Genomic DNA, 24,320 nt, shown 5'->3' with positions numbered 1-24,320 from the left:
GAGTCTGCACACGCAGACTCCTTTTTTATCATTATTTTACAATGTGAATTGGCGTACCCATTGCAACTTCTGCTGCTTCCATTGTAATCTCACCTAAAGTAGGGTGAGCATGGATTGTAAGTGCTAAGTCTTCTGCTGTCATACCAGCTTCAATAGCAAGCCCTATTTCAGCGATCATATCACTAGCATTAGGTCCAGCAATTTGACCACCAATTAATAAACCATCCTGTTTGCGAGTAACAAGCTTAATAAAGCCATCACTATCATTTAAGGATAATGCACGACCATTTGCTGCAAATGGGAATTTAGATGCTACGGCATCATATCCTGCTTCTTTAGCAGCTTCTTCTGTAAGTCCTACAGAAGCAAGTTCTGGATCAGAGAATACTACAGCTGGAATTGCATTATAATCAATAACCGAATTCTCACCTGCAATAACTTCAGCGGCAATTTTACCTTCATAAGATGCTTTGTGCGCTAATGGAGGTCCAGCTACAATATCACCAATTGCAAAAATATTATCTACACTTGTGCGACATTGCTCATCAATCTTAATAAGACCTTTGTCATCCATTTCGATTCCTACTTGCTCTAAGCCAATTTCTTCTGTATTTGGTTTACGACCAACCGTAACCAATACATAATCGGCATCAATCGTTTCTTCTTTACCTTTTGCTTCATATGTTACTTTTACACCGTCTTTTGTTTCCTCTACGCCCTTAGCCATAGCTTCGGTAACGATTGTTGCACCTTTGCTTTTTAACTTTTTCTTCACTAAGGCACTCATTTGTTTTTCAAATCCACCAAGAATATCTTTTAATCCCTCAAGAATGGTAACTTCAGTACCAAAGTTAGCATACGCAGTACCTAATTCAGTACCTACATAACCCCCACCAATAACGACAAGCTTCTTAGGGATTTCTTGTAAGCTAAGAGCGCCTGTAGAATCTAATACACGATCAGAATATTTGAAAGATGGCAACTCTATAGGAGTTGAGCCTGTTGCAATAATACAGTTTTTAAATGTGTATGTTTGTGAATTTTTATCATCCATCACTTTTGCTGTATTTTTGTCTACGAAATAAACTTCACCTGATACAAGATCTACTTTATTTCCTTTTAATAAACCTTCTACACCGCCTGTTAATTTCTTAACAACTGATCCTTTCCATTCTTGGACTTTTGAAAAGTCTACGGAAACATTCTCAGATTTAATTCCTAAAGCTTCATCACCATGTGCATGTTCTACACGGTGTCCTGCTTGGATTAAGGCCTTAGATGGGATACATCCAACGTTAAGACATACACCACCAACGTCACCTTTTTCTACTACTGTAACTTTTTGACCAGTCTGCGCTGCACGGATTGCTGCAACATAGCCACCTGGTCCCGCGCCAACTATTAGTGTATCTAATTCGATCGGAAAATCTCCTACTACCATTTGTTTACCCCTCCATCATAATTAATTGTGGGTCTTCTAATAATCGTTTAATTTGATTTAATGCATACTGTGCAGTTGCACCATCGACGATTCTGTGGTCAAAGCTTAAAGATAATGCTAATACTGGTGCTACGACAATTTCCCCATCACGAACTACTGGTTTCTCTGCAATACGTCCAATACCTAAAATCGCTGCTTCTGGATAGTTAATAACTGGTGTAAACCATTGTCCACCTGCAGATCCAATATTCGTAATCGTACAAGATGCACCCTTCATTTCATTTGGAGCAAGTTTACCATCTCTTGCTTTTCCAGCTAGCTCATTGATTTCACTTGAAATAGCAAAGATAGATTTAGCATCTGCATTTTTCACAACAGGTACGAGCAATCCTTTTTCCGTGTCTGCTGCGATACCAATATTATAATAATGCTTTTGAATAATTTCATCTGTATCATCATCTACAGAAGAATTTAAAATCGGATATTTACTTAATGCTGAAACTAATGCTTTTACAACATATGGTAAGTAAGTAAGCTTAATTTCTTGTTCGGCAGCAATTGGTTTAAATTTCTTACGATGTGATACTAATTCCGTTACATCTACTTCGTCGTGTAGGGTAACATGTGGTGCTTTATGTTTGGAATTTACCATCGCATTGGCAATTGCTTTACGGATTCCACTCATTTTTTCGCGAGTTTCAGGGAATTCACCTTCTGGAACAGCATTAGCTGTAGCCTTTTCTTCACTAGGTTGATCGGCAGATTCAGTTGATTCTGCTTTTTGATCTCCACTTAGGTACGCATCAATATCTTCTTTTAATACACGATTATTTTTACCTGAACCTTGTACCTCAGTAATATTGACATCATTGTCACGTGCATATTTACGAACAGAAGGCATTGCAATTACGCGGTTGTTCGGATCTTTTGCTGCCGGCTCTTGGTTTTCTTGTTTATCCGCTTTTTCTTCAGAAGCTTCTTCTTTTTTCTCTTCCTTCGGTTCTTCTTTTGTTTCTGATTCTTGTTTATCATCAGAAGAACCTTCATCTTCATAGCCTTCTGCATCGATCGTAATGATGATTTCACCAACTGTCGCTACAGAACCTTCATCAAAATGAACTTCTTTTACTGTTCCATCTACTGGAGAAGGGATTTCAACTACAGCTTTGTCATTCTGTACTTCACAAAGCACATCGTCTTCTTTAATCTCTTCACCAGCTTTTACAAACCATTTTACAATTTCACCTTCATGGATACCTTCACCAATGTCAGGCAATTTAAATTCAAAAGCCATTCAAATGACCTCCCGTCTCGATTTTGTTACTTAGAAATTAATAACTTTATTTACTTTTTCAATAATATCGTTATAGTTTGGTAACCATACTTCTTCTGCTTGTGTAAATGCATATACTGTATCAGGAGCGGCTACTGTTAAGATAGGAGCTTCTAAGTGTAGTATTGCTCTTTCTTGTACGTTAGATACCACATATGAAGCAATTCCTGCTTGACGTTGTGCTTCTTGTACCATAACCATACGATTGGTTTTTTCCACAGATTCGATAATTGTATCAAAATCTACAGGCATAACAGTACGTAAATCAATAACTTCTGCATCAATGCCATCTTTTTCAAGGTCTTCAGCCGCTTTTAGTGCAGAATGTACCATTGCACCATACGCTACCAATGTTACATCATTACCTTCACGAACAACATTTGCTTTACCTAATTCAATCGTGTAATCATCTTCAGGTACTTCTTCACGGAAAGAACGATAAAGTTTCATGTGCTCTAAAAATACAACCGGATCATTGTCACGGATAGATTGAATAAGTAATCCTTTAGCATCATAAGGACCAGATGGAATTACTACTTTCATACCTGGCTGTTGCGTAATTAGTCCTTCTAGAGAATCAGCGTGTAGTTCCGGTGTATGTACACCTCCACCAAATGGCGAGCGAATAGTTACTGGCATACTAACAGTGTTACCAGAACGATAACGTAGACGAGCCATTTGACCGTTAATCGCGTCCATTGCTTCATAGACGAAACCAAAGAATTGGATCTCAGGTACAGGACGGAACCCTTGTGTTGCAAGTCCGATAGATATACCAGCGATGCCTGATTCTGCTAATGGTGTATCAAATACACGGTCTTCACCGAATTCATCTTGTAATCCTTCTGTAGCACGGAAGACACCACCATTTTGTCCGACGTCTTCTCCATATACTAGAACATTTTCATCATTTTTCAATTCAACTCTTAAAGCATCAGTTATTGCTTGGATCATTGTCATTTGAGCCATGATTTACTTCGACTCCTTTGCTTTGTATTCTTCCATTTGTTCCTGCAAGTGAGCTGGAAGTTCTTCATACATATTGCTAATTAAATCAGTAACCTTTTGTTTTGGCTGCTCATCTGTTTTCTTAATAGCAGCTTTTATTTCTTCTTTTGCTTTTTCAATTACTTCGTTTTCTTCTTCTTCTGTCCATAATCCTTTTTCTTCTAAGAATTTACGGAAACGTACGATGGGGTCTTTTTTCTCCCATTCACTGTCCATATCTTCTGTACGGTAACGAGTTGGATCATCACCTGCCATCGTGTGCGGACCATAACGATATGTTAGAGTTTCAATTAAAGTCGGACCTTCACCATTAACGGCACGTTCTCTTGCATCTTTAGTAGCAGCGTAAACAGCTAAAACGTCCATACCGTCAACCTGAATCCCTTCTATACCAGCTGCAACAGCTTTTTGTGCTAATGTTTTAGCAGCTGTTTGTTGTTCAACTGGAACAGAGATAGCAAATTGGTTGTTTTGTACAACAAAAATAGCTGGCGCTTGGTATGCACCTGCAAAGTTAATACCTTCATAGAAATCACCTTGAGACGTACCACCATCACCTGTATACGTGATCGCTACAGCTTTTTTGTCACGCTTTTTCATACCTAAAGCAACACCGGCCGCTTGTGTATATTGTGCACCTATAATAATTTGTGGACTAAAAGCATTTACACCTTCAGGCATTTGATTTCCATGATAATGACCACGAGAAAATAAAAATGCTTGGTATAACGGAAGACCATGCCAAATTAATTGTGGAACATCACGATATCCCGGTAAGATAAAGTCTTCTTTTTCAAGAGCAAACTGTGTACCTAATTGTGAAGCTTCTTGTCCTGCCGTTGGTGCATAAAACCCTAAACGACCTTGACGATTTAAAGCAATCGAACGTTGGTCCAGAATTCTCGTGTACACCATACGATACATTATTTCTTTTAAATCTTCATCTGAAAGTTCAGGCATAGCATCTTCGTTAACAATCTTACCTTCTTCATTCAGAATTTGAAACGTTTCAAACTGTTCTTCAATATTTTCTAAACTACGCTTCAAAAGAATTCACCTCTTCCTTTCTCAATCCCTAATTTAAATTTATCAAAATTAGCTTTCCCAAAAGATTAAAAAATCTGTACCAAAGTCATTATTATTGCTATACCCAGTTAGGATAAAAATTAATCAGCTTATGAACATTTCAAACTGTTACATAAAAATTGACTAAATAAACTGGTACAATTTTTTCTCATTCTTAGTTTAGCTTATTGATCCAAGTTGGTCAAACACTTTGCAACATTTATTTATATTTTTGTTAGCTATTTTCACAAGGATAGTTCATCGGAAATAAAAGCGCTTTTATATCATCTGTTTCACTTTGTTTTTATGTCTGTACTATTTTTATTAAAATTAGATTTTTTAAATAAAAAAAGCTTTCGAATAATCGAAAGCTTAGTTTTACTCATATACCACATTTAATTCTGCAGATTCATAAAAATCTTCTTTTAATTGATTGTATTGTTCTGTTAATTCGTTAAACTGATTGTTTATTTCTGATACATTATCATAGGAACTATTAACAGTTTCTATTTGCGAACGTAATTCTTCTTCTGTTAATTCTTCATCCATAAATAATTCATATAATACTTTATCTTGATCTAATGAAGCATGATAGGCTTCATTAAGTTCACCATATGTATTATAACGTTCCTCCATGGTTTGTATCATATCGTTTGCGATACTTTTAGGGTCTTCTTCTAAGTCTTCTACATAATCCTTTACTTTAGAAAACTCTTGCTCTGCTGCTTCGATGCTTTCCAATTCTGTTTGTAGCAACTCTTTTCGGTCATCGATTGTTGTGATTGCTTGCTCTGATAATGATGTAATTTCATCCATTTCATCAGCTGACAATTCAATAATTTGATTATATAAATCCTGTTCTTCTTGCTCTAATTCAATGAATGGTTCTTGTTGATCTACAAACGTTTTCTCGATTTCCACAGTTTCTTCAAGGTGTTGATACATGTCATTAGCTACTGATTCTCCACTACACCCAACTAAAATAAGGGTTAGTGAAACAGCAATGAACAATAATTTTCTCATTCTTAAAATCCTCCTAAAACAACTTCTTTATTAATAAGCGAATTTATTATAACATAAAAAGGACTATCTTTTTGTGAAAAGTAAAAATTGCTTATTAGAATTCTATATTTTTATTTTATTTTTCGTTAAGATAGATATTACTACTAAATGAAGAGGTGGATATCAATGATTACTATGAAGGATATCGTGAGAGAAGGGCATCCTGTTCTTACTCAAGTAGCCAAAGAAGTGAAATTACCTTTAAAGGATGATGATAAAAAGACTTTAGAAGAAATGTTGCAATTTTTGAAAAATAGCCAAGACGAAGAACTTTCTGAAAAATATGAATTGAGAGCTGGTGTTGGGTTAGCTGCACCTCAACTTGGCATTTCTAAACGAATGATGGCTGTTCATTTTCAAGATTTTGACGAGAATCAATATAGTTATGGATTAATCAATCCAAAAATAGTCAGTCACTCTATTGCCCAAACTTATTTATCAAGTGGTGAGGGTTGCTTATCAGTAGATCGAGAAGTTCCTGGTTACGTTCCTAGATACCATAAAATCACCATTAAAGCAACGAACCTTGAAGGAAATGAAGTGAAATTGAAACTCAAAGGATATGCTGCCATTGTTTTTCAACATGAATTGGATCATCTGAACGGCGTTATGTTCTATGACCGCATTAACAAACAAGATCCATTTACCATCCCCGAAAACGCCAAAGCTTGTGATCAGTAATTCTAATAGTCAAAAATCCACAACCATGTTCCAAATTAACATGGTTGTGATCAAATGCTTTTTTATTCAATTAGTGACAAGTGCTTCATGGCCTTGCTTAATCCATCCTTGTCTACATCATCTGTTACATAGTTGGCAATAGCTTTTACTTCATCTACACTGTTGCCCATAGCTACTCCCATGTTTACTTTTTCAATCATTTCTACATCATTTAACCCGTCTCCAAAAGCGTAAGTGTCTTTCCAATCAATTTCCATAGCTTGAATGAATTGTTCGATTCCGTGCGCTTTAGAACCGATAATTGGCATAACGTCACACGAATATTGATGCCATCTTACAAACCTTAAATGGTCGAATGCATTTTCGTAAATAGCTTGTTCCTCTTCTCCGTTAAAGAGCAGCACCTGAAATATCGTGTGTTTTTTATAGTATTCAGAATCTACGATAGGAAATTCTCTTTTTAAACTTTCCATTCCCTCTGTTATATGCGGATGATCACTTACTGATGACTTCATATCATTAATACTCTGATAAACTAATGGATGGTTATTTTTTATACTGAATTCTGTAATTGCCTCCAGCTGATTCAATGCGATCGGATTTTGATGAATTACTTCGCCATCGTGCACAACATACTGACCATTAAAACTAACAAAAGTAGAAATATTTAATTCTTCTAATAAATTCTCAAACATAAATGGTGCTCTACCTGTCGCAATTGAAACAATTACACCGTTCTCCTGCAACTGTTTCACAGCTTGTTTTGTAGCGATTGGTATTTTTTTTTCATGATTAAAGATTGTCCCATCAATATCGAGAAATACAACTTTTTGTCCCAATTCAATTCTCCTCTATCTATTTGTAATAAGCATAAAACCAACTGCAATTATATCATGAATGAAGTGAATAAGTATATTTAACATTGTTAAAACTAAGAAAAAGATTCGCAGTGAAAATACTATTTAAATCACCAATCTTAGGATGGTTAAGAAAAATAATTCAGTTATTTTAGGCTTTTTTGTTTCAAATTTTAAAGAATCGTACTATACTATAAGTAATAGGGATTGGATCGGTTCGTTGAATACTTGCTTTGCTTTTCTTTTCTATATCTGGATAGGAAGGAGTTGGCAGATATCATGTTAAAACGTTTAAGAGAAAAATTAAAACGACGCATGCGGGAAGCTTTACGGAGAAAACGTATACCAACTACAATTAATCGTTCTGGAAGTGTAACAAAAAATACTAAACAAACCATAGAATCTAAGAATAAATAACAACTAAAGGAGAGATACCGTGATATATAAAGTACTTTATCAAGAAAATGGATTAGAAGTACCTGTACGTGAACATACACAAAGCTTATATGTCGAAGCTACTTCTGAAAAAGAAGTGCGCGATGCATTAAAAGAAAAAAATATTAACATTGAATTCATCCAATTATTAAATGAGGCACATTTAGAATATGAACAACAATCTCCTTCTTTTAAAGTGGAGAATGCCTAAACTATGAAATTTGTAAAGAATGATCAAACTGCAGTTTTTGCATTAGGTGGTCTAGGAGAAATTGGTAAAAACACTTACGGTGTTCAATTTCAAGACGAAATCATCTTAATCGATGCAGGTATCAAGTTTCCAGAAGATGAATTATTGGGAATTGATTATGTCATACCTGATTACACCTATCTGGTGCAGAACCAAGATAAGATTAAAGGTCTATTTATCACCCATGGCCATGAGGACCATATTGGTGGTATTCCTTACCTGCTTCGAGAGATCAATGTGCCGATCTATGCAGGGAAATTAGCAATGGGACTAATTAGAAACAAATTGGATGAACATGGATTATTAAGAAGAGCTAAACTTCACACCTATCAAGAAGAAGATATATTTAAATTCAGAAAAACGTCTGTATCGTTTTTCAGAACGACCCATAGTATTCCAGATTCATATGGTATTGTAGTTAAAACACCTCCAGGAAATGTAGTTCATACTGGTGATTTTAAATTTGATTTTACTCCTGTTGGAGAACCAGCTAATCTTTCTAAAATGGCTGAAATTGGTAAAGAAGGTGTTCTTTGTCTCTTATCCGACAGTACAAATAGTGAAGTTCCAGGATTTACATTGTCCGAACGAGTAGTTGGAGACAGCATTAATGATATTTTCTCTAGAATTGATGGCAGATTAATTTTTGCTACATTTGCTTCCAATATTCACCGCTTGCAACAAGTCGTTGAAGCAGCCGTTAAACATAACCGTAAAGTTGCTGTATTTGGTAGAAGTATGGAGGGCGCGATCAAAATTGGACAAGAGCTCGGTTACATTCGTGCACCGAAAAATACATTTATCGATGCTCATCAGATAAATCAACTTCCAGCAAACGAAGTAACGATCCTATGTACCGGTTCACAAGGTGAGCCGATGGCAGCCTTATCAAGAATAGCTAACGGGACACATCGTCAAATTCAAATTATACCTGGTGACACAGTTGTATTCTCTTCTTCACCAATCCCTGGGAATACATTAAGTGTTAGTCGTATTATTAACCAATTATATCGTGCGGGTGCTGAAGTCATTCATGGACCATTAAATGATATTCATACTTCTGGTCATGGTGGTCAACAAGAACAGAAATTAATGTTACGTTTAATTCAACCCAAGTTCTTTATGCCAATCCACGGTGAATATCGCATGTTGAAAGAACATACGAAATTAGCAGATGATTGTGGCATTTCACCTAAAGACAGCTTTATAATGGATAATGGAGAAGTTCTGGCTTTAGGAAAAGATAATGCTACCATTGCTGGAAAAATCCCATCAGGATCAGTATATGTAGATGGCAGTGGAATTGGGGATATCGGAAATATTGTTTTACGTGACCGTCGAATTCTTTCTGAAGAAGGCCTGGTTATTGTAGTAGTAAGTATCAATATGAAAGAATTCCAAATTGCTTCAGGTCCAGATATTATTTCTCGCGGGTTCGTATATATGAGAGAATCCGAAGATTTAATTAATGAAGCCCAAAAACTTGTTTCCAAACACTTAAATAAAGTAATGGAACGCAGAACCACACAATGGTCTGAAATTAAAAATGAAATAACAGATACAATTGCTCCATTCCTATTTGATAAAACAAAACGTCGTCCAATGATCTTACCGATTATTATGGAAGTATAAACAAAAGCCCGATGATTTTTCATCGGGCTTTTTAATTTACAAAAATAATGAAAACTAAGCATAATAACTAAACTAAGAAGTATCCAGACAAAGGATTATTGGCAAAAGTATTGAGATGATTGCTAATCCAACGCTACGGAAAAACACTCCCTTTCCGGGGGCACGGCTTCAGCTAACTTTGGAAAGAAAACCACTTTCCAAAGTGGATCTTCAGCTCGCGCTATTCCCCCAGGAGTGTCGCATTTTTCCTCCGCTTTGTGCAGATGTCTGTTCAAGTACAATGAAATATGAAATGACATCAATAGTCTAGCAGTTACTTTATTTGTAGAACATTACTAAAGCGTAGTCCATTTACGTAGACTCCGGCGGGAACAGCGTCTTCCGAAGACCCCGCAGGCAGTGATTTTCTGCCGAGGAGGCTGAGGTGGCGCCCGGCGGCATAGAAAACACTACGAAAGCTTTGCTTGAGTAGATGTTGCACTTGTGCCCTTGGGTGAAAGCGAAGTAAATGGACGGAGCTTTTGCTTAACACTCATTATACTCTCAAAATCGCTACAAGTTCGCAGTTTGTGTCGACTATCTGTGTGATTCTTTAACGAAGCAATAAAATATTTTTGCTTTGAGACCTTTTTTATGTAATTAGTCTTCAACTACCAGCTGTTTTTCGAAGCGTGAGAGGTCTTTATCTGCGCCGATTACGATAAGTATATCGTCCTTTTCAATTTTTTGTGTGGCCATTGGTGAAACATTGATACCTTTTTCATCCGCTTCTTTTATGGCGACAACGTTACATCCGAATTGAGCTCTGATATCTAACTCGATTAATGTCATACCATCCATTTTCTCTCCGGCTTTCACTTCCACAATACTATGATCATCTGACAACTCTAAATGATCCAAAATATTTGTTGAAATAATACTATGGGCAATTCTCCTACCCATATCACGTTCTGGATGAACGACATGATCTGCCCCTATTTTATTTAATACTTTTTCATGATAATCATTTTGAGCTTTCACGGTTATTTTATTAATACCTAATTCTTTTAACATCAATGTTGTTAATATACTTGCCTGAATATCGTCACCTATCGCAACAATTACGTGATCAATATTACGAATTCCAATTTCTTTCAAAACGTTCTCATCCGTTGTATCAGCAATAACAGCATGTGCTGCTATATTCTTAAATTCTTTTACTTTATCTTCATGAATGTCGATTGCTAGCACATCCATACCTTCTGCACTTAACTCACGACATATACTTCCCCCAAATCGACCTAAACCTATGACAGCAAACTCACGTTTCATAATAACTCCTCCAAAAAAATAGAATCTATCTTATTTTACCATATCCAATAAAAAAGGAAACCAGTTTATCATTAACTGGTTTCCTTATCTTTATCACAGCGTAACCGTCCGTAAAACCCTAAACGAAAAGATTCGAGTATAGACGGAGAAGCTAAGTGGGGGGTAAACGGACGATAAATCCTGATAAGTTTCGCTAACAATCAGTGGGAGTTAAAAACTGCCACTGATTGTAGTCTCACTTTATAACGCATCTAACATTTCAAATTGAGATTTAACAAGGTCATAATACTCCCCTTGCTTTTTCATTAACTCATCATGGTTACCTTGTTCTAAAATTTTACCATGTTCTAAAACGATTATATTATCAGCTTCTCTAATCGTTGATAGTCGATGGGCAATCATAATTGCTGTCCGTCCCTCAAGCAGCTTTTTTAGTGCTTTCTGTATTTTAACTTCTGTTTCGGTATCAATACTTGCCGTAGCTTCATCTAATATCAAGATTCTAGGATCTGCTAATAAGGCGCGAGCGAACGATAACAATTGTCTTTCACCAGCAGAGAGAATATTCCCTCTCTCTTCTACTTCTGTTTGATAACCATTCGACAGTCGTTTAATAAAGTCGTCCGCACCAACAACCTTTGCAGCCTCCTTGACTTCATCATCACTAGCTTCTGGTCGGCCGAATCGGATATTTTCCATAATCGTTCCAGAGAAAATAAAGGTATCTTGTAAGACAACAGAAATATTAGTACGAAGGCTATCTAGGCGCATATCGCGTAAATCATGGCCATCAATTCGCACTTCCCCTTTTGTCGGATCATAGAAACGACTAATCAAGTTAGCTATCGTGGACTTACCTGATCCAGTATGACCAACGAGAGCAACCGTTTGACCCTGGTTCATTTTTAAAGAAATTTCATGTAAAGCGACACGATCTTCATCATACGAAAATTGCACTTTATCGAAAACAATATTTCCTTTCATGTCTTTAAATGCTTTGGCATTTTTCTTTTCTTCCACATTTGGTTGTTCATCTAAAAATTCAAATATTCTTTCAGAAGAAGCCATTGCTACCAGCAATTGATTATAAATTTGACCTAGTCTGGAAATTGGTTCCCAAAACATACCTAAATAGAAAGCAAAAATAACAAACGTACCAATATCGATTTGATTACTAATAATTAAATGAGCACCATATGAAATAAGAATGATTGTACCTATTGCATTACTCATCTCAACAAACGGACCAAAATAGGCACTTTTCTTCATTGCAAGACGTTCTTTTTCGTAATTATCTGTATTGACACCATTAAAAAATTCTGTGTTCTCTTTTTCCTGAGAAAAAGATTGCGTAATACGAATACCTTGCATGCTTTCATTTAAGTGCGAATTTAACCGGGATTTTTGAATACGGACGTCTTGCCAAGAACGACGGATTCTTCTTCTTAACTTCGTCGAAATAAAAAACATAATCGGTAATATTATTAATACCGCTAATGCTAATGGCGGGCTCAAAACAAATAAAACTATAATAATAGCTGACAACATAACTACATCCATCAGTAAATTAATGATACCGTTTGTAAATAATTCCTGTAATGAATTAACGTCATTCAGTATTCGTACTAGAATTGAGCCTGCTGAACGTTTATCAAAAAAGTTATGGGACAAACGTTGTACATGAGAGAACAGACTTTTCCGTAAATCATGTATAACTCGCTGTCCAAGAATATTGACCCATTTAATACGAAACATATTCGCTAAATAACTTAATAAATAAAGAATCGATATTCCAATAATCATATATGTTAATAGCCCTACATTTTCGTTTTGAATAGCTTGATTAATTACTACTTCCCCTATAATAATCGGGACAGCTAAGCGGACAAGGGTGGAAATTAACATAGCGATTATGGCCGCTGGCATTAGCGTTTTTGAATATGGTTTTAAATAAAACAACAGTCTGAGCATTTGTTTCCAGTTAAAAGGTTTTTCTACTGCTTGATCTAATGGATAATAAAACCTTTTTAAATGCGGACTATTTTTTTTCATCTCTTCTGCAGTCATAGATTTTGACACTGGTTGTACCCTCCCTTTTATTTAATCGATTGCATGACACTTTCTCGATCTTGATATTGAATATCATAAATTCTTCGATACGGTCCTTTATTATTAATTAGCTCTTCATGGGTTCCACGTTCTTTAATTTGTCCTTCTTCTAAAACTAAAATTTCATCTGCATGTTTCAATGATGAAATACGATGTGCAATAATAAACGTAGTTCTACCATCCATTACTTCTTTTAAAGCTTTTTGAATTCGAAATTCTGTTTCCATATCTACTGCCGAAGTGGCGTCATCTAAAACTAGGATACTAGGATCAATTAAAATGGCACGAGCAATCGCAATTCGTTGTTTTTGCCCACCTGATAACCCCATACCTCTCTCACCCAATAAAGTGTCATACCCCTTAGGCATTTCCATAATAAATTCATGGGCTTGTGCTCGTTTAGCAGCCGAAATAATTTCTTGCATGGAAGCTTCTGGATTACCGTATGCAATATTCTCTTTGATCGTAGTAGAAAATAGAAAAGATTCCTGTAATACAAAACCTATATGTTTACGTAACCATTTCAAAGAATAAGAGCTAGTTGGTTTGCCATCTACTAACACTTCACCCTCTTCCGGTTCATAAAAGCGGGTAATAAGTTGTGTAATACTCGTTTTACCTGCACCAGTTGGTCCTATTAGACCGATCACTTTTCCAGGAGGAGCATCAAAAGAAATATCTTTTAGTGCCGCGTCATCATCTTCTGTATAAGTTAATGTTACATTATTGAATGCGACATGCCCTTTAATACGCTCTGGAATAAGTGGATCATTCTCTTCTTCAATATCTTCAGGTGCCTCTAAAATTTCTAATAGACGTTCACCGGAAGCTTTTGCTTGAGAAAATTGATTGACAATAAACCCTAAGTGCATTAACGGGCCTAAAATATAGGTAACTAAGCTAAAGAAGGCTATCAGCTCGCCCAACATAAGCTCTCCATTAATCACTAAATATCCTCCATATATCAACAATGCTACCATACATACATTTCCGATAAATTCCATGAATGGAAAGTATCGCGCCCAAATATTCGAAGTGAAAATATTTACTTCTTTATAATGTGCATTACTAGTAGTAAATCGATTTATCTCAAAGTCTTCTTTGGACAAAGATTTAACCGTATTCATACCGCTGACATTTTCTTGGATACGTGTATTCAATCTACCTAACGACTTCCTAATATTACGAAAAGCTGGGTGCACTTTTTTATCAAATTGAAAAACGACCACTGCTAAAAAAGGCATTGCTGCCATTGTTACTAATGCTAATGGAACAGAATAATAAAACATAACCCCTAAACTAATAATAATTAACAATGATACTCTTATAAGTTCTTTAAATCCGGCAGCCAAGAAAAATTTAAAACCTTCGACATCCATTGTTAATCTCGACATAAGATCGCCAGTTCGAGCATTGTCATAATAAGTAAAAGAAAGCCTTTGCAATTTCTTGTACAATTCATCTCGCAGTGTGTAAACGGATTTCACTCCAAAAAGATCGCCTAAATATTGCTGCGAGAAGTTGGCCACACCCTTTACAATCATAATTAATAAAAATCCGATTGCCAAATATGGTATTAATTGATATTCGCCAGGAGTTACGACGTCATCAATTGTAATTTGTAAAAGGATTGGATATAGCACAGTAATTCCTGTAACAATCATTACAAATAAAACAGAATAGAAAAAGTACTTTTTAAAAGGCCAATAAAAATCTTTTAATTTTTTAAATGTTTCCATCTAGTTTGCACCCCCAATTTTTTTACGTATGTATAAATATAACGGCAACCGAAATAAATTTCCACCTTTTCGACTTATTTTCTTAAATTTTTTTAGAAATGAATATAATATAAAAAGCGTATGGCACTTTAATAATAATTTTTTTCTGTTTACAAAATAGCTTTTCAGGTTATTTACTTATTAGTTGCTAGTTGTATTAGTATTTAATATGATAGTACTATCATCGAAAGAGGAGGAAAATAGATGTTTGAAGATGGATTAGAAATAGATTGGGGTTACATTTTGGATAACGTAATTACATATGGGATTCAAATCGCGATTCTTATTATCGCTTTATTAATAATAGCTCCAATAGGAAAAAAACTAATTAAAACGGCATTAAAAAAGTCGAGTGCAAAACAATCTGAAGCACGAATGCAAACATTAGAAAAATTGTTATTAAATGTTTTTTCTTATGTATTAATTTTTATTTTCATCGTTATGTTCTTTGGTATCATTGAACAACCGATAGGACCACTATTAGCTGGAGCTGGTGTTATAGGTTTAGCGATAGGTTTCGGGGCTCAAGGATTAGTCAGCGATGTAGTCACAGGCTTTTTCATTTTATTAGAAAAACAAGTCGAAGTCGGAGATTATATAACTGCTGCAGGTTATGATGGGATTGTGGAAGAAGTAGGACTAAGAACAACCCAAATCCGTGGATTCGATGGCACTTTACATTTTGTACCCAATCGTGAAATTGCAGGAGTTAGTAATCACTCCAGAGGCAATATGCGTGCACTTGTAGACATTGGTATTAGTTATGATGATAATATTGATCAAGCTATGAATGTATTGCAAGGTATTTGCGATGAATTTGCAGAGGACGCACGTTTTGTAGATGGACCTAATGTACTTGGTGTACAAGCATTCGGTTCGAGCGAAGTAGTACTCCGTATTCTTGGCAAAACGGTTAACATGGAACAATGGGGTGCTGAGCGAGATATTCGAAAACGCATCAAAGAGGCATTTGATCAAAATAACATCGAAATCCCATTCCCACATCAAGTAAACATTCAAAAGAATCAATAAGTAATATTTTTCGATGAACGTATTACTATAAAAGATAAACCCGAATGACATCAAATTTGCATGTACATTCGGGTTTTTTCAATTTCTAAAATATAATTTCAACTTGCTACGTATAAGAATGATTATGCGACATAACTCTAGTGGTAATTTTGAAATGGTATATGTGCTTAGTAACCGCTTCGGCTTGCCCACTTCCCTTTCCATGGGCTTTTTCCTTCAGCTAACTTTTCCAAGCACAAACCGCATGGAAAAGTGGATCTTCAAGAAAAAGAATCCCATAGGAGTGGAAGGAGGCCACTGAAAAACATATTATGGAAATTATTTTCCCCACTTTAACCACCGAAACACTATTGAAAATGCATCTAATTCCCCACCTTCATATGATATTTAGTATGAATTTTGGGATTGTATTTTTATTGATTAAAAAGGAAGGGGGTTTTTCAGTAGCCTCGAGTGGAAGTGGCCGCCTACGCTTAGTGGCACTCTACAACTATTGCAAATGCTAATATTTTGGATGGTTACACTTAGACAATAAATCAGCTTAAATTGATAACAATGATAAGTAGTGAATAACGCCAACATGATTATTCTTGCTTGAGTTGTAGAGCATTAAAAAGCGCAGGCGTCGGCTTTCACTCCTGGGGGATGTTTTTATCCGAAGATCCACTTTTTAAGCGCACTTTGCTTAAAAAGTTAGCTGAGGAGAAAAACCCGCGGAAAGGGAAGCCGACAAGCCAGAGCGGTTGCAAAGCACATATAAAATCTCATAATTACCACAATAGTTACGTCGCATAATCCTGCTTAAATTCATTTTCATTTACATATCTCTGATCATGGCGGTTACGGCGTTTATGCCTACTGTAATGGCATCTTCGTTAGGATTTAGTTTACTATGATGTAATCCATATGGGGAATCTACACCAAGCCAGAACATAAAGCCTGGTATCTCTTTTAAGAAATAACCAAAATCTTCTCCTGTCATCGCAGCATTAGCTTCAACATATTCAATTCCTTCTTTTCCAACTACCTCTGCGAAGCGATTGACATATTCACCTTGATTACTGACCTGATAATACATTGCACCGTAATCAACATCTATTTTACAATCGTACACCATTTCAAATCCCTTTATAATCTGTTCTAACTCTGTTTTTATAATCTCCATTGTCGCTGGTTGCAAGGTGCGAATGGTTCCTTCAAGTCGTGCTGTTTCTGCAATAATATTCTGGACAGTCCCTGCAGTCATTTTTCCGATGGTTATCACACCACTATCGAGTGGATCAATTTTCCGAGAAATTATTTGTTGTAACTGTGTAACAAAACTGCTTGCGGTAACAATCATATCTTTCGTTAGATGTGGATATGCAGCATGACCACCCTTTCCAGTAAAGTTCAAAAATAATTCACTCGTATTGGCAAATAATAAACCTTCACGACTTGAAACAGTACCTACTGGTAATTCTGGGGCAATGTGCAAAGCAAAAATGCTATCCACCTTCCAATTCTTAAAAGTTTCAGATGCTAACATTGGCTCTGCTCCACCTGGTCCTTCTTCTGCTGGTTGAAAAATAAATAAAACATTATCATTAATTGGTTGTTCACTTATATGCTCTAACGCACCTAAGGCAATCGTCATATGTAGATCGTGTCCACACGCATGCATATTTTCACTATGTTCTGAACGAAATTCTAAGCCTGTTTCTTCTTTTATTGGTAAGCCGTCGATATCAGATCGATATGCTATCGTTTTTTTTGGATTTTTCCCCTTTACAAAAACAAAAAGACCTGTTTTCCATTTTGTTATTTCAATGTTTGATCTATCCATTTCTTCAATCTTTTTTATTAATAAAGCTTGTGTTTTGAATTCTTGAAATCCTAGTTCAGGTATTTGATGTAATTGGCGTCGAGTAGCTACTAACTGTTCAATGTTCATGATAAACTCCTTTCTATCTAAATAAGCGATAAAGAAGACAGGACCATTGACGATGATCCTGCCTGACTTTTTATGATTAATTATCTAATTTGCGTAAAGCTTCCATAATTTCAGTTTTCGATTTTGTTTGATCATCGATATCTTTAATTACTCTTGCAGGAGTACCAGCAACTACTTTATTTGGCGGTACATCTTTTGTAACAATTGCACCAGCTGCAACAACTGCTCCTTCACCAACTCGAACACCTTCTAAAACTACTGCATTCGCACCGATCACCACACCATCTTCAATAATAACTGGTTGTGCAGATGGTGGCTCAATTACGCCTGCTAAAACAGCACCCGCACCAACGTGGCAATTTTTACCTACTGTAGCACGTCCACCTAATGATGCATTCATATCGATCATCGTACCTTCACCAATAACCGAACCAATATTAATCATTGCACCAAACATAATAACAGCACCATCACCAATTTCTACTTGTTCACGGATGATTGCACCTGGTTCGATACGTGCATTGATATCCTTCATATCTAATAATGGTATCGCAGAATTACGACGATCACTTTCCACTACATAATCCTCAATTTGCTCGCTGTATGTATCAAGTAAAGCTTTTACTTCTTTCCATTCTCCGAATATAACACCATTCGTATCATTTAGAAAAGTTTGAATGGATTCTGTAGCTTCAATTGCAGCTAAGCCAGTCCCTTTTACATATACTTTGACTGGGGTTGATTTTTTACTGTTTGAAATAAATGATATTATTTCGTTTGCATCCATTTGTTTCATCTTTTAGTTCCTCCAATATGGTTGTTGTTATTAATGTAACAAAAAATCAATTACTTTTACAAGTAGAATTATTTACTAGCGTACATAGACTTGTTTACTTCCTTTAAAATTGCACGTCTAGTTAAAATACCGAGGAAATACCCTTCCTCATCTACTACACATGCAAAAGCATGATCGATTACTATTTTTAAACTAGTTAAAAAATCGGTATCTTTCAATAATGTTGGTTGATCTTTTTGCATCACAGCTTCTACTTTTGTCTCTGATAATTTTTCCATTTCGAATCGTTCAATTCCCATTATACTTTTAAGGATAGGTGTTTTTGCTATGGTTCCTTTAAATTTATAATTTAAATCAAGTACAGGAACAGATGAATAACCCGATTCAACTAAAACAAGTAAGGCATGTTCTATCGGATTACCTTCTTGAACATGTGCTACCTTTTCCGCTGGTATCATGAGATCAGCTACCGTTAAATCGGTAAGTGTTCGTTTCAATACACTGGACATATAGACACTCCTTTATCTATTGGTGAAGGAGCTATGAAGACAATCACCTTAACTATTTTAACATATTTTTAAAAATTGTGTGTAGACTCACCACTATATATTTTTCTTGATATACTTCATGCTATAATGGCATCATATGTGATTATAGGAAGGGCATTGTGAATTTATGAATCGTAGAACTTTTTTAAAAAGACTTTTTGGTAGTTTTATAACCATGTTTGGACTAAGCGGTGGTACTTATTATTATGCAAGAGAGTTAGAGCCGAATATGTTAGATATTCATAATGTGAATATTGAATCATCAAAAATAACGAATACTTTCGAAAATTATAAGATATTGCAATTTTCTGATACACATCTAGGATTTCATTATACACTTAATCAATTGGAAGAATTAGTTAGTAAAATCAATCAGCAAAATCCTGATATTGTCGTTTTCACAGGAGACTTAATTGATAATCCTAGAACATATACAGCAACTCAACGTCTAATAACCTTACTCGATCAAATACAAACAAAAGATGGAAAGTACTGGATTTACGGTAATCATGATCATGGTGGATATGGAACAGATATACTTAAGGATATTTTTGACCAGAGTGGTTTTGAATTGTTACAAAATGGACACAGACAGATTAATAAGAATGGTGATATCATCAATATAATAGGTGTTGATGATGTGTTATTAGGTCAACCTGATATAAACCAAGCTTTAGAAAAAGCAGATCAGAACTATTTAACTATTCTCCTAGCACATGAACCTGATTTTGCAGATGTTGTACAAGACTATCCAGTTGACATTCAATTATCTGGACATAGTCATGGTGGTCAGGTTCAACTACCATTTATAGGTTATATATACACGCCACATTTAGCTGAAAAGTATGTGGAAGGTTACTATGCTGTAGGTAGTAGGCCCTTGCAATTATTTGTAAGTAGAGGAATAGGAACTACCCGTTTACCTTATCGATTCTTTTGCAAACCCGAAATTACCGTCTATCATTTAAAACAAATATAATGAGGTGTACTATATGTTAAAAAAGGCATGGATTTTTTTACCCTTTATTATTATAACTGCTTGTGGTGGAAATAATATATTAGGCGAAAATAATTCAAATAATAATGGAAATGAATTTTCATATGAAGTGGAAGACTTTACTTTCACAAATCAAGATGGCGAAGACTTTTCTAAAAATGAACTGGACGGAAAATATTGGATCGCTGATATGATCTTTACCAATTGCGAAACCATTTGTCCCCCAATGACAGCTAATATGGCTCGTTTACAAGGATTATTAGAAGAAGAAAATATTGATGCTGAACTGGTATCTTTTAGTGTTGATCCCGACAATGATTCACCTGAAGTATTAAAAGAATACATTAAACAACGTGGTGGTACTTTTGATAATTGGCATGCACTAACGGGCTATTCGAATGACGAAATAAAGAGCTTTGCACAAAACTCTTTTAAAGCTTTTGTAGAAAAACCCGATAATGAGGATCAAGTCATCCATGTTAAAACGTTTTATTTAGTTACTCCTGATGGAAATGCTATTAAAGGATATAATGGGGAAAAAGCAGATAATATGAAAAAAATTGTTGAAGATATCAAAGCAATGAATTAAAGTAAAAGTAGAAGGAGTCCATTTCCTTCTACTTTTTTTATAAGCAAGTAAAGCATAATCCTCGGTATCAAGGCATTTGTTATCAAAGTAGTCATTTTGAGATGTAGTATGTAGGAATCCACCGCTACGGCTGTCCACTTCCCTTTTACCACGGGCACAAGTGCAACATCTACTCAAGCAAGCTTTCGTAGTGTTTTCTATGCAGTGGCGTTTTCCCTTCAGCTAACTTTTTCGAGCACAAACCGCTCAAAAAAGTGGATCTTCAGGGAAAACAGATGCCACAGGAGTGGAAGCGGACGGCCTTCGCTATAAAGTGGTTCTACAACGTTTGTAACAGCTAACTTGTTGAGGTTTATGAACAATATGAAATAAAAGTCGCCATTTCACTACCTACTCCCATTGTAGCGCATCATTTAGCGCAGGCGGCCACTTCGACTCCTAAGGGATCAGCGTGATCTGAAGATCCACTTTTGTAAAGTGAACTTCTTTACAAAAGTTAGCTGAAGACACGCCCCTTGGAAAGCGAAGTGGGCAAACCGTAGCGGGGTTTAAATCTATAATCCATTTCAAAATTAATACTAAATGGACCGGGTGGGCTTTCCTGGTTTTTCTTAATCCTATCGTAAAGAAGGTGAACCTATGACAAAAAAAGACACTACAGTAGAAAGCATTGGACAAGCATTATTTATTGTGAATCGTCATGCGAAAACAGCACCAGATCCTTCCTACCTCTATAAGTTAAAAAATGAAACAATGAAAAAATTAATCAGAGAACAAAAAGCTCACAAGATAGGATTACATTATTCGAGAAATCCTAAACGTAGCCACCAGCATTCTGTGCTATTAGTACAAATTGGCGAATACTTCTTTCATATGCCACCTACAAAGGAAGATATGAATTTTTTACATCATTTAGGGCATTTAGATGACTCCTATAGAAATCCTAAGCCCTCCCTATCGCTTACTAAATCAAAAGGGATATTACAAGAATATCTTAATTGGATGGAACCAAAACGCAAGCCAATAAAATCTCATTATTCTAACCAACCCTCTTCTCTCTCTCCTTTTTATCATAAAAGAAAACGTTGGTAAGTTTGTAATCACAGGAAGCATCAATGGACTTCCTGTGATTACGCTAATCTCTTCTTATAACTAAATATACGATCAGCCCTATAACAGGGAAGAATAGTGTTCCGATTAAAGCTATCAATGCATATTCTTTACTATTACCATTACGAATCGCATCTCGATATGTCCAAATACTTGTAATAATATTTAGAATTAACAAAAATAAAATGAATAATAAAGGCAAAAAGATCACTAGTGTTTCCAATTCAAAACACCTCCTTATATATTCATATACGTAACGACAACACATTTGGTTTCACACTACAAAAATTATTGATACTTATTCCTCAGCCAACTTGTATATGCGTGTAAAACCACCGATATCTTACTATGCTTTATATTTATTCCTTCTCAATTGAATACCTCTTTTTATACTGAGGAGGATCGAGAAAACTACAATTGCATATAATACATATTGCCATTCTTCTACATGTATCATTGTTGACATAAACCAAAACATCAGAATAACAGCAATAATATAAGTTAAAAACACACTCCACTCTAAAGCTATAACAAATTTAACAAATGGTAATAATAATAAAAATAAAAGTGATAAGCCTAAGACCACGTAGATTACAAAGAACATTTCCGTTTGCATCGTTAGTAATAAAAAGTCACTAATCCTTAGCATTTCCTTCCAAAACTGTTCAACCAATTTGTATCGTCCCCTTTGAATATATGATAAAATAATGCTAGATTTTTAATTTTACTATTATTATCACCATGCTATTCAATAGATATAAGTCATTTAGGAGGTATTTTCATGGAACAGCTTATAAATAATCGTGTCAAAAATATAGAAATCTCAGGAATAAGACAATTTTTTAATATGGTAGCAGATAAGAAAGATATATTATCGTTAACAATCGGGCAACCAGATTTTCCAACACCTCATCATATAAAAGAAAAAACAAAGGATGCTTTAGATAAAAACCATACTAGTTATACACCTAATGCTGGTATTTTATCATTACGAAAAGCCATTTCAGATTTCAGCTATAAAAATCATCAACTAAACTACAATCCAGAAAGTGAAATAATTGTAACTGTAGGTGCTTCACAAGCAATCGATGTTTCACTACGGACGATTTTGCAAGAAGGCGATGAAGTGATTCTTCCTGGACCTGTTTATCCTGGATATGAACCGTTGATCACTTTAGCTGGCGGTATTCCAGTACATATTGATACACGTGAAAATCAATTCAAGATTACTGCAGAACAGATTGAACAAACGATCACAGATAAAACAAAGGCTGTTATTATACCCTATCCTTCCAATCCAACTGGAGTTACCTTATCTAAAGAAGAATTAGAAGAGCTATCTGCAGTAATAGATAAATATAATATATTTTTAATTGCAGATGAAATTTATAGTGAATTAGTTTATAAAGACACACATGTATCTATTGGAAGTTTTGAGAATATTAGAGATAAAGTTATTATTATTAATGGGGTATCCAAATCTCATTCAATGACAGGCTTTCGAATCGGATACATATTAGCAGCAAAATGGTTAGCAAAACAGATGTTAAAAGTGCATCAGTATAATGTCTCCTGTGCTTCTTCCATCAGTCAATATGGTGCTTTGGAAGCTATTAAAAATGGACAAAACGATGCTTTGGAAATGAAAAAGATCTATCAAGTAAGACGAGATTATGTATACGATCGGTTAAGAAAGATGAATGTGGTTACTTATTTACCGACTGGAGGGTTTTATTTCTTTATTGACATAAGACACTTGGAGGAAGATTCATTTACGGTCGCTTTAAAGTTGGTAGAAGAAGCAAAAGTTGCTCTCGTTCCAGGAAGTGCATTCTCTCAATTCGGTGAAGGATTCTTGCGTTTATCTTATGCTTATGACTTAGAAACAATCAAAGAAGGGCTAGATAGAATCGAATCATTTATTAAGAAGGATGGAAAATAAAAAATCGGCAACTTTAGTGAGACTGCACCTGGTGGAAGTTTTGAACTTTTTACTGACAAAAAAATCCATTGGGAACTTATCGTCCGTTTATCACTCAGTTGCTTCATTACTAAAGCTCGAAACTTTTCGTTTAGGGTATTGCGGACGTTAACATCTTAATAAGAGTTGAGAGAACTATTAACATACATTCTCTAACAGTTTCTAGAAATACTAAAATCAGTTTATCCCTGGTGTTTATGCTTTTCGTTCTCTTGATGTTTATATTGTTCATAATCATTTAATAATTCATCTAATTCTTGACTTATATGTAAAGACTCTTTACTCGTTATCCCTTTTTTAAGAGCAACATCGGTCATTTCTTTACGTAATTTCTCAATCTTAATTATTAAATTAACGGAATATAGTGACATT

23 protein-coding genes are annotated in these 24,320 nt (G+C 35.3%); 8 read left to right on the top strand and 15 right to left on the bottom strand.

From position 1 onward, the window contains the following. Positions 1 to 31: 31 nt before the first annotated feature. From lpdA to BN3107_RS07415, 5 genes are all read right to left on the bottom strand, one after another. The gene (gene lpdA, locus BN3107_RS07435) at positions 32 to 1,441 is read right to left on the bottom strand and encodes a dihydrolipoyl dehydrogenase (protein WP_058306978.1); all 1,410 of its coding nucleotides are present in this window, start codon (positions 1,439 to 1,441) and stop codon (positions 32 to 34) included. Positions 1,442 to 1,445: 4 nt separating this feature from the next. Beyond that, a complete protein-coding gene (locus BN3107_RS07430; protein WP_058306977.1) occupies positions 1,446 to 2,735 on the bottom strand; it encodes a dihydrolipoamide acetyltransferase family protein in 1,290 nt (429 codons plus the stop codon). Positions 2,736 to 2,765: 30 nt separating this feature from the next. Beyond that, positions 2,766 to 3,743 carry an alpha-ketoacid dehydrogenase subunit beta gene (locus BN3107_RS07425; protein ID WP_058306976.1) on the bottom strand — a complete coding sequence of 326 codons (978 nt, stop codon included), beginning with the start codon at positions 3,741 to 3,743 and terminating at the stop codon, positions 2,766 to 2,768. 3 nt (positions 3,744 to 3,746) lie between these two features. Continuing rightward, entirely contained in the window at positions 3,747 to 4,829 is a 1,083-nt protein-coding gene (gene pdhA, locus BN3107_RS07420; RefSeq protein ID WP_058306975.1) for a pyruvate dehydrogenase (acetyl-transferring) E1 component subunit alpha, read from the bottom strand. 396 nt (positions 4,830 to 5,225) lie between these two features. After that, entirely contained in the window at positions 5,226 to 5,870 is a 645-nt protein-coding gene (locus tag BN3107_RS07415; RefSeq protein WP_058306974.1) for a YkyA family protein, read from the bottom strand. A gap of 165 nt (positions 5,871 to 6,035) precedes the next feature. Here BN3107_RS07415 and def point away from each other — a divergent pair, with 165 nt between their 5' ends. After that, complete coding sequence (gene def / locus BN3107_RS07410; RefSeq protein ID WP_058306973.1) at positions 6,036 to 6,590, top strand: peptide deformylase; 555 nt, start codon at positions 6,036 to 6,038, stop codon at positions 6,588 to 6,590. A 62-nt stretch (positions 6,591 to 6,652) separates the two neighbouring features. Here def and BN3107_RS07405 read toward each other — a convergent pair whose 3' ends face one another. Beyond that, the gene (locus BN3107_RS07405) at positions 6,653 to 7,429 is read right to left on the bottom strand and encodes a Cof-type HAD-IIB family hydrolase (RefSeq protein ID WP_187371004.1); all 777 of its coding nucleotides are present in this window, start codon (positions 7,427 to 7,429) and stop codon (positions 6,653 to 6,655) included. Positions 7,430 to 7,883: 454 nt separating this feature from the next. Between BN3107_RS07405 and BN3107_RS07400 the strand changes: the two genes are divergently transcribed. Together BN3107_RS07400 and rnjA are read left to right on the top strand one after the other, a co-directional pair. Continuing rightward, positions 7,884 to 8,093: a DNA-dependent RNA polymerase subunit epsilon gene (locus tag BN3107_RS07400; protein WP_058306971.1), complete on the top strand. Its 210-nt coding sequence runs from the start codon at positions 7,884 to 7,886 to the stop codon at positions 8,091 to 8,093. Between the two features lie 3 nt (positions 8,094 to 8,096). Then, on the top strand, positions 8,097 to 9,764 hold the full coding sequence (gene rnjA, locus BN3107_RS07395; RefSeq protein WP_058306970.1) for a ribonuclease J1: 1,668 nt from the start codon (positions 8,097 to 8,099) through the stop codon (positions 9,762 to 9,764). Positions 9,765 to 10,403: 639 nt separating this feature from the next. Here the strand turns inward: rnjA and BN3107_RS07390 are convergent. From BN3107_RS07390 to BN3107_RS07380, 3 genes are all read right to left on the bottom strand, one after another. Then, positions 10,404 to 11,075 (bottom strand): potassium channel family protein, encoded by a 672-nt coding sequence (locus tag BN3107_RS07390; protein WP_058306969.1) that lies wholly within the window; start codon positions 11,073 to 11,075, stop codon positions 10,404 to 10,406. Between the two features lie 240 nt (positions 11,076 to 11,315). Continuing rightward, positions 11,316 to 13,142 (bottom strand): ABC transporter ATP-binding protein, encoded by a 1,827-nt coding sequence (locus tag BN3107_RS07385; protein WP_058307044.1) that lies wholly within the window; start codon positions 13,140 to 13,142, stop codon positions 11,316 to 11,318. 29 nt (positions 13,143 to 13,171) lie between these two features. Then, positions 13,172 to 14,923: an ABC transporter ATP-binding protein gene (locus BN3107_RS07380; protein ID WP_058306968.1), complete on the bottom strand. Its 1,752-nt coding sequence runs from the start codon at positions 14,921 to 14,923 to the stop codon at positions 13,172 to 13,174. Between the two features lie 243 nt (positions 14,924 to 15,166). Between BN3107_RS07380 and BN3107_RS07375 the strand changes: the two genes are divergently transcribed. Further along, a complete protein-coding gene (locus tag BN3107_RS07375; RefSeq protein WP_058306967.1) occupies positions 15,167 to 15,994 on the top strand; it encodes a mechanosensitive ion channel family protein in 828 nt (275 codons plus the stop codon). 817 nt (positions 15,995 to 16,811) lie between these two features. Here BN3107_RS07375 and BN3107_RS07370 read toward each other — a convergent pair. From BN3107_RS07370 to cbpB, 3 genes are all read right to left on the bottom strand, one after another. Next, complete coding sequence (locus tag BN3107_RS07370; RefSeq protein WP_058306966.1) at positions 16,812 to 17,927, bottom strand: N-acetyldiaminopimelate deacetylase; 1,116 nt, start codon at positions 17,925 to 17,927, stop codon at positions 16,812 to 16,814. Positions 17,928 to 18,003: 76 nt separating this feature from the next. After that, positions 18,004 to 18,723, bottom strand: coding sequence for a 2,3,4,5-tetrahydropyridine-2,6-dicarboxylate N-acetyltransferase (dapD, locus tag BN3107_RS07365; protein WP_058306965.1), 720 nt, complete (start codon positions 18,721 to 18,723; stop codon positions 18,004 to 18,006). Between the two features lie 68 nt (positions 18,724 to 18,791). Next, positions 18,792 to 19,232 (bottom strand): cyclic-di-AMP-binding protein CbpB, encoded by a 441-nt coding sequence (gene cbpB / locus BN3107_RS07360; protein WP_058306964.1) that lies wholly within the window; start codon positions 19,230 to 19,232, stop codon positions 18,792 to 18,794. A gap of 166 nt (positions 19,233 to 19,398) precedes the next feature. Between cbpB and BN3107_RS07355 the strand changes: the two genes are divergently transcribed. From BN3107_RS07355 to BN3107_RS07345, 3 genes are all read left to right on the top strand, one after another. Further along, positions 19,399 to 20,250 (top strand): metallophosphoesterase, encoded by an 852-nt coding sequence (locus tag BN3107_RS07355; RefSeq protein ID WP_058306963.1) that lies wholly within the window; start codon positions 19,399 to 19,401, stop codon positions 20,248 to 20,250. A gap of 13 nt (positions 20,251 to 20,263) precedes the next feature. Beyond that, positions 20,264 to 20,857, top strand: a complete 594-nt coding sequence (locus BN3107_RS07350) for an SCO family protein (RefSeq protein WP_058306962.1) — start codon at positions 20,264 to 20,266, stop codon at positions 20,855 to 20,857. A gap of 639 nt (positions 20,858 to 21,496) precedes the next feature. Continuing rightward, positions 21,497 to 21,949 (top strand): YkyB family protein, encoded by a 453-nt coding sequence (locus BN3107_RS07345; RefSeq protein WP_058306961.1) that lies wholly within the window; start codon positions 21,497 to 21,499, stop codon positions 21,947 to 21,949. Between the two features lie 43 nt (positions 21,950 to 21,992). On the opposite strand, the gene BN3107_RS07340 is transcribed toward BN3107_RS07345, so the two are convergent. Next, positions 21,993 to 22,235, bottom strand: coding sequence for a PLD nuclease N-terminal domain-containing protein (locus BN3107_RS07340; protein WP_058306960.1), 243 nt, complete (start codon positions 22,233 to 22,235; stop codon positions 21,993 to 21,995). Between the two features lie 78 nt (positions 22,236 to 22,313). Continuing rightward, positions 22,314 to 22,640, bottom strand: coding sequence for a hypothetical protein (locus BN3107_RS07335; protein ID WP_058306959.1), 327 nt, complete (start codon positions 22,638 to 22,640; stop codon positions 22,314 to 22,316). Between the two features lie 108 nt (positions 22,641 to 22,748). Here BN3107_RS07335 and BN3107_RS07330 point away from each other — a divergent pair, with 108 nt between their 5' ends. Continuing rightward, positions 22,749 to 23,909, top strand: coding sequence for an aminotransferase A (locus BN3107_RS07330; protein WP_058306958.1), 1,161 nt, complete (start codon positions 22,749 to 22,751; stop codon positions 23,907 to 23,909). 221 nt (positions 23,910 to 24,130) lie between these two features. Here the strand turns inward: BN3107_RS07330 and BN3107_RS07325 are convergent, their stop codons facing one another. Further along, positions 24,131 to 24,319 (bottom strand): aspartyl-phosphate phosphatase Spo0E family protein, encoded by a 189-nt coding sequence (locus BN3107_RS07325; protein WP_058306957.1) that lies wholly within the window; start codon positions 24,317 to 24,319, stop codon positions 24,131 to 24,133. Position 24,320: the final 1 nt, after the last annotated feature.

It is taken from the genome of Gracilibacillus massiliensis, from assembly GCF_001458115.1.
Taxonomy (GTDB): Bacteria; Bacillota; Bacilli; order Bacillales; family Amphibacillaceae; genus Gracilibacillus; species Gracilibacillus massiliensis.
Note: the sequence above shows the minus strand (reverse complement) of the source record. Positions and strands in the feature narration are given on the sequence as shown.